Origin of the sequence: Brucella sp. NBRC 14130, assembly GCF_040371715.1 — a bacterium.
Classification (GTDB): Bacteria; Pseudomonadota; Alphaproteobacteria; order Rhizobiales; family Rhizobiaceae; genus Brucella; species Brucella intermedia.
Genome location: NZ_BAABTE010000041.1, coordinates 1 through 6,489, shown reverse-complemented (window position 1 = coordinate 6,489; position 6,489 = coordinate 1). Strand labels below are relative to the sequence as shown.

The window sequence follows — 6,489 nt, the reverse complement described above, 5'->3', positions numbered from 1 at the left end:
GTTTATATAGCCCTTTACATCATCATTTAAAATCTTTTCACAAAGATTATTACAAAGATCTTGATCTACAAAATTTTTAATAATTATATAATCTAATTCATTGTTTAATAATAAATTTAGATTTTTCTGATTGAAAGTTTTATTGTCTATGATCATTTTTTTCTCGAGTCTATTAGATTTAATTAATTGAATAACTAACTGTGAGATTATCTTTTTTGATTTTTGTTTTAGTAATTGAAAAATCACCTATTTCACTTAATTTATCTACATGGGTGCCTCCACACATGTAAGTAACTTTTCCTCCAAATGAAACAACTCTTTTTTGCTCTTGGTAGTAAATAGACTTCTCATAATCTTCACTTAAGATATTCTCAACTTCTCTAGTTAAGTCTGATATTTCAATATCATCTAAGCTTCTTTCTGTACGTTTAAAAACCACTTTACAATCATCTGGATAGTGAGATGCCTTAATGGGAATCCACATTTTTTTTTCTAAAATATATCCAATTACGTGGCCTAATGAGTGTCGGCGAGAATTTAAGGTTCTAGTAGCAGAATCAATTCGAAATTTAACAGTCTGGCCAACTTCGAGTTCGTTTGTTAAATAGTAATAAAACTTGGCGCCATCCATTTCTACATCAATAATTGGATAGTCATTTATGAAACCGATATCTTGATCTTGACCTCCTCCTTTAGGATGAAAAATAGTTTCTTCTACTTCTATTTTGTAGAGTTCTTTATTTTCATCGTAAATAGTAGAAAGAACTTTAGTTGCTAGCTCTAAATTATTATGGGTGTAATACAGTCTTATGGTCATATAGTTCTTATGCATAAAATTTCACATAATTATATTTTTTTATTGCTACAGATCAATGATATATTTTATCAGATGATAAAATTTAGACTAAAGCATAATGCTAAAATTTATGAAGTTCTAATGAAAAATCAACGTAAAGATATTTATATTTTTCTATAAGATAATTTTTTAATTTTATGCATTATTAAGTTAATTTATTGCAAAAAATGGATAGTTTGGATTTAAAAATAGCCTATAAACCAAAAAAATAAAATTTTTATGTAACCGCAATGCAAAAGCCCTTGTTTTCACAAGGGCTTTTGACTTAAATTCGTTGGCGTTACAGTTAAATGATGCTTGCAACATCGTTTAACGAAAGATCAGTAGAGTTGGAAGCTCGTACAGATATTCACACAAAGGCTTATGTAACCGCCAAGTCCCTATTCTAAGGCTTTTGGCATGTGACACAAGACCTAAAATGTAAAAAAATTTCGTTAATCGCTGCTAAGTCCATCATTTAAACCATTTTCTGGTTCGTTCACTACGTCTGTACAAAAGATTAAGTTAGTAAGTGCGACTTTTATATGTCGGCTTAGTCTTTGGTGGCTTTGGTGTGCAGGTGGACAAGTGACGGCAGGCATCAAAGGCTAAAGGTTTATAACCGCTTCCTCATCTGATGTATTGCACTAGGGGAAGAACGCAGGGAATACGTTGGTCGATTGTTTAAGTGGTATGTTGGGTAATTCCCTCGCCGAGATAACAAGCCAATGAGAGAGAAAGGCGTGTGCGGGATAGGGATTCAGCCCTATAAATACTCTCTTGCGAAGTGATCTGGGCGCATCTCACTTTGTACCGATTTGAAAGCGACAGCGGCTCCATACCGTGATGTATATCGGTGATATTCAAATACCTGAGCTAATTTTAGCGAAGGTAGGGTGAATATTACCGAAAATCTGCTCTAGCTCACCACCCATGATGAGCGAAGCGAAGCATGGTGGGGACAAGAGCAGATTAAGAGCATTGCTTTTTACAAGATTTATGCCAATACCTTCTAGTATTTATATACCGTATCATTTGATTTAATTTTCATATAATAACTCTTTCCATTTTTAAATAAGCAAGGATACACAGATACCCCTATTTAACTTCGTTAAACAGTGATAATCTGTGACCTTGATCAGGGGCTTCACCCCCGATACCCCCGAAAAGCTTTAAACAGAAAAATCAAAGATTTTCCAATTTAAAGCTTACAAAAGCCAAAGCTGGGTAGATTGAAATGTCAGGACATGAACAACAAGAGAGTAAGCAAGGTAAAGCCGTTCGAGAAAGAACTTTTAAAGTTAGACTTTCAGAATCAGAGTATCAATTTCTCGATTCCAATAATCCTTATGGTTCGATCGCAAAGTTACTTCGACAAGCAGCAGTAGAAAAAGCTACTAAAATTCATAACTCTAAAGCAGAAGAAAACCAAAAAATTAAAGCAATAAAGGTTGTCGAATCTTCGTATAGCAAGACAGAGCGAGCATTAATTTTAGAACTTGGTCGGATTGGTAATAATGTGAATCAGATTGCCAAAGCAGTAAATACAGATATTGCGGGTACTGGTGCTTTCGATAAAGTTAAATTACTTCATTTATTGATTTCGATTGATCAACAGCTTCGGGAGTTACGTCCAGATGATCGTTGATTTTTTTCGACATGGTTCAGGTTTATCAAAAGGTTGTCTTGACTATTTATTGGGTGAAGATCGAGAGCGTGAACATGCACAAGTGCTTGGTGGTGATGTAGAGCTGACAGCACAATTGATTGATAGCAGTCCTTTTGCCAAAAAATATACCAGTGGTTGTTTGTCCTTTTATGAGCATGATTTATCTGACCAGGATAAACAGAAAATCATGCAAAATTTTGAGGAATGTTTATTTCCAGGACTAGATAAAGACCAATATCAAATTTTATGGGTACAGCATCAAGACAAAGTAAATCAAGATACAGGCGAGACACGGCTCGAGCTAAATTTTGTGATTCCCAATGTTGAGCTTTCAACAGGCAAACGCCTACAGCCATTCTATGCGCCAGTCGATTTAGATCGAGTCGATCTATTTAAGCAGATCACCAATACCGAACATTCACTGTATGACCCCGATGATCCTGAGCATCGACAGCTATTTTTAAATAAAAAGAATCTACCCAAAGATATTAAGGATTTTAAAGAGCAGTTACATCAACGTGTTTACCGAGCGGTTGCCAATGGTGAAGTTGCCGATCGGCAAGAATTGGTGCAATGGCTTGAATCGAATCAAATCAATGTCACTCGACAAGTAAAAAACTCCATATCCATTGAAAACCCGTATGAGGGCGCAAAACGTCCTATCCGTTTAGAGGGCGAGATTTATGAGCAAGGCTTTAGAGCTACTGGCGAATATCGACAAGAAGTACAACAACGAATTGAAGAATACAGAGGAACAACTTCTGAGCGGTATCGAACAAACGTCACAGACTATCAGAGACAGCTTGAACACAAGAGCCAATATCACAGCGACCGCTATCCAACAGTCGGACGAGAAAATAGCCCAAAGCATTCAACACAGCGCCCAAACGGTCGAGAAGCAATTGAGCCACTATCAAAGCTTGCTTCAATCGAAATTGAGCCATTTAACGCAATTAAACGAGCAAATACAGAGCCAAGAACAGCAAGCCCAGAATCAAGCCGTACAGAAAAAACTTACCATTTTGAATATGGGACTGATTTCAGCAGCAGTTATTTTGCTTATAGCGATTTTCTCGCTTGGTCTCATCGCCAAAAACAAGTACAGCGAAGTAAAGACACTCAATACCGTGATCAACGAGAAACAGTTGAGAGTAGATCACCTAAACAAATCAGGGGGCAGTCTGAATATCAGTACGTGCAAGAATCTATCGAACAACAAGCAACGCCTATGTATTCAGATCAACAAGAATGCAGGGGAATGGCAGAACGGCTACATGATTCCAATGGGATACTAAACGATGACCGAATTAGAAACACAATTATTGAGAATCATCGAAGAACAACAGCAACAGTTACTGCAACAACAAGCGCAATTGCAGAAGCAACAGCAAGCTTTAGACACAATGCAAACCAAGATTATCCAAGCCTTGTCGGCTCAATCAAAGATAATCGAGAGCGATCAGCAAAGCTTACAGCAAGCACAGAAATTATTAGCCACAATGCAGAAGCAATTTCACGATCTAGAACGCAATACGGCAAGCTATACAGAGCAGATCAATGGCAAAGTTCGAGAGATGAGCCAGATTACAGCCGACAACGAAGAAGTTCTGGAGAGAATCTCAACCACACAGCATTTAGTCTCGTCAGAAGTAGCCAAAGCGCAGCAGAATTTGCACGAAACGTCAAAGATATTGAAAAAAATATTGTCCAGATAAAAGAATTGCAAAAGAAAATAGAAAAACCTAAATCTAAGCAAGATCGAGGTATGGATTTTGGTATGTAATGTTGATGGAATATTTTTAATTTTTAGTAAAATATGATCAAATAAGCATCATAAATTATTAAAAATTAACGGGGGGAAAATTATGAAATATGAACCGTACCGGGTTTGTCGGAGACATTTTTATTTAAGTTAAGCCACCTGACCTAACGGGTTAATCTTATCATAGTACATTGCTTCAAACTCAAAAGGCGATACATAACCAAGAGCACTATGTACACGCTTTTTATTGAACCAATCTACCCAGTTTAATGTTGCAAGTTGTATATCAGCCAAACCTTGCCAATCTGCTTTTAAATATTCAATTACCTCAGTTTTGTATAAACCATTGACCGTTTCAGCTAAAGCATTATCGTACGAATCACCAGTTGTACCGACTGATGCTCTTAAACGATTGGTATAGCGAATGGAGAGGTATTGCGCACCTCTGTCTGAATGATGAATCACATTCTTTGGCATACCTCGATCACGTAATGCTTGTTCAAGTGCATCGAGCACCATATCTGTATTCATACGTGTTGATACTTTCCATCCAACAATTGTTCGTGAAAATACATCAATAATAAATGCGGTATAGACCCAGCCAGGGATTGGTTTTTCTATCTTATTTGTCATTGGCTTAATTTATCCAGAATACAGATTCTATAAGCTTAAAAACAGCTTATAGAGTCCACAGACCTTGCTTGAAACTTCAGAGATATTGAAAAGAGTCTTATTCAGATAAAAGAACACTAGAAAAAATGAAAAACCTCAATCTAAAAAAGATCGAGGTATGGATTTTATTTTCTTAAAACTGTGTTTTAAGAAAAATTAAAACTGATGAGCAATCTAATAGCTAGCAAAATAAGTATTAGCCCCATAAAAATTTCAAACCACTTTTTCTTTTGCAAGAATGCATTTCTGACTTTTTGAGTAGTAAATAAATATGCAACCACTATAAACCATGCTGCATTTACAAAGCACATCCAAATGCCATATAAGAATTGGATATTAAGAGGAGTCGATTGATGTACAACTGTCGTAAAAATTCCTAGAAAAAATATAGTGGCTTTAGGATTTGTTGCATTGGTAATAAAACCTTTTAGAAAAGCAGATTTTGCAGATGGCACTTGTTGGTCGTTTAGAAATTCAACTGTTTGCTCATTTTTTGCTGGGTCTACTTTTTTTAGATTACTTCTTATTAGACTCAACCCTAAGTATATTAAATAAAGAGCAGAAATGATTTTAACTGCATTAAAAACTAGTTCATTTGTTTGTATGAGTAATCCAAAACCTAAAATCGTATAAAGTACATGTACTGATATACCAGCTCCAATACCTAATGCTGTTATAGCTCCTATTTTTCTCCCCCAAGATACACTTTGTTGAACTACTACTGCAAAATCAGGTCCCGGTGCCACTACTGCTAAAAAGTGTACAGTAGCGAGCAATAGGAACTCTTGTAAATAAAACATATATAAATATTAACTCCAAACGGACAGAGGTTGATGATTACCTCTATAACCGATGAAGCATGATAAGCTAAATCTTGGACATGAATCACCAGGAGATATGGCATGCATTTTTCTTGAATTGAAAAGAATCAGGTCGCCTATTTCTGGCTTAATTATATGGGTAGGCTCCCCTAAATCCTCTACAGGAATACCATAACTCTCTCCCCTCATCTCATCAAACTCAGAAGCAGATATTTCCTTTTCCCATAGCATTAATTCCCCGCCATTCTTCGGCATTTGTAGATAAACATTGCACGCTATTTGACTAATTAGGCTTTTTGCTCGAAAACTCTCGGGAGCGTCTTTTTCAAAAATATCATGATGAGCTAAAAAAGTAATTTCAGGTTTAACTACTCGTGCTAGTCCAACAAACATCTTTTTACCCATTATACGTTCAATCATTGAACCCGCTTCCCATACTTCATCTAAGCGACATCTTAAAATATCGATAGGAGAAGCTAGTGGGTAACATTTATTGCGTAGAGTTTGGATATTATGATCCACAGATGAAAAATATTTCTCTATTAAATCTTTTTTGTTCTCAGCTTCATAGAATGCCATTCCGATACGCCCAATACTCGGAGCGTTTATATAGCCCTTTACATCATCATTTAAAATCTTTTCACAAAGATTATTACAAAGATCTTGATCTACAAAATTTTTAATAATTATATAATCTAATTCATTGTTTAATAATAAATTTAGATTTTTC

Annotated in this window: 5 protein-coding genes and 1 pseudogene; 2 read left to right on the top strand and 4 right to left on the bottom strand. The window is 35.7% G+C overall.

What is annotated here, in order from left to right; all coding sequences use genetic code 11:
- Positions 1-178 precede the first annotated feature (178 nt).
- The gene (locus tag ABWW28_RS27150) at positions 179-817 is read right to left on the bottom strand and encodes an alanyl-tRNA editing protein (protein WP_201954067.1); all 639 of its coding nucleotides are present in this window, start codon (positions 815-817) and stop codon (positions 179-181) included.
- Positions 818-2,072: 1,255 nt separating this feature from the next.
- On the opposite strand from ABWW28_RS27150, the gene ABWW28_RS27145 reads away from it, so the two are divergent.
- Entirely contained in the window at positions 2,073-2,483 is a 411-nt protein-coding gene (locus ABWW28_RS27145) for a MobC family plasmid mobilization relaxosome protein (protein ID WP_201954064.1), read from the top strand.
- Positions 2,473-4,287, top strand: coding sequence for a relaxase family protein (locus tag ABWW28_RS27140; RefSeq protein WP_201954061.1), 1,815 nt, complete (start codon positions 2,473-2,475; stop codon positions 4,285-4,287). The genes ABWW28_RS27145 and ABWW28_RS27140 overlap by 11 nt, the downstream gene beginning before the upstream one ends.
- 129 nt (positions 4,288-4,416) lie before the next feature.
- On the opposite strand, the pseudogene ABWW28_RS27135 reads toward ABWW28_RS27140, so the two are convergent.
- The 3 genes and pseudogenes from ABWW28_RS27135 to ABWW28_RS27125 all read right to left on the bottom strand — a co-directional run.
- Positions 4,417-4,869: pseudogene (locus tag ABWW28_RS27135) on the bottom strand (DDE-type integrase/transposase/recombinase); the annotation flags it as partial.
- 215 nt (positions 4,870-5,084) lie between these two features.
- Positions 5,085-5,714, bottom strand: coding sequence for a LysE family translocator (locus ABWW28_RS27130; RefSeq protein ID WP_353392932.1), 630 nt, complete (start codon positions 5,712-5,714; stop codon positions 5,085-5,087).
- 33 nt (positions 5,715-5,747) lie between these two features.
- Positions 5,748-6,489 (bottom strand): 2OG-Fe(II) oxygenase (locus tag ABWW28_RS27125; protein ID WP_353392931.1); only part of this gene is annotated, 742 nt, incomplete at its 5' end.

What these genes read in the sequence shown, in the direction of transcription:
- ABWW28_RS27150 (WP_201954067.1), bottom strand. Translation starts at nt 817, where the DNA reads ATGACCATAAGACTGTATTACACCCATAATAATTTAGAGCTAGCAACT.
- ABWW28_RS27140 (WP_201954061.1), top strand. Translation starts at nt 2,473, where the DNA reads ATGATCGTTGATTTTTTTCGACATGGTTCAGGTTTATCAAAAGGTTGT.
- ABWW28_RS27145 (WP_201954064.1), top strand. Translation starts at nt 2,073, where the DNA reads ATGTCAGGACATGAACAACAAGAGAGTAAGCAAGGTAAAGCCGTTCGA.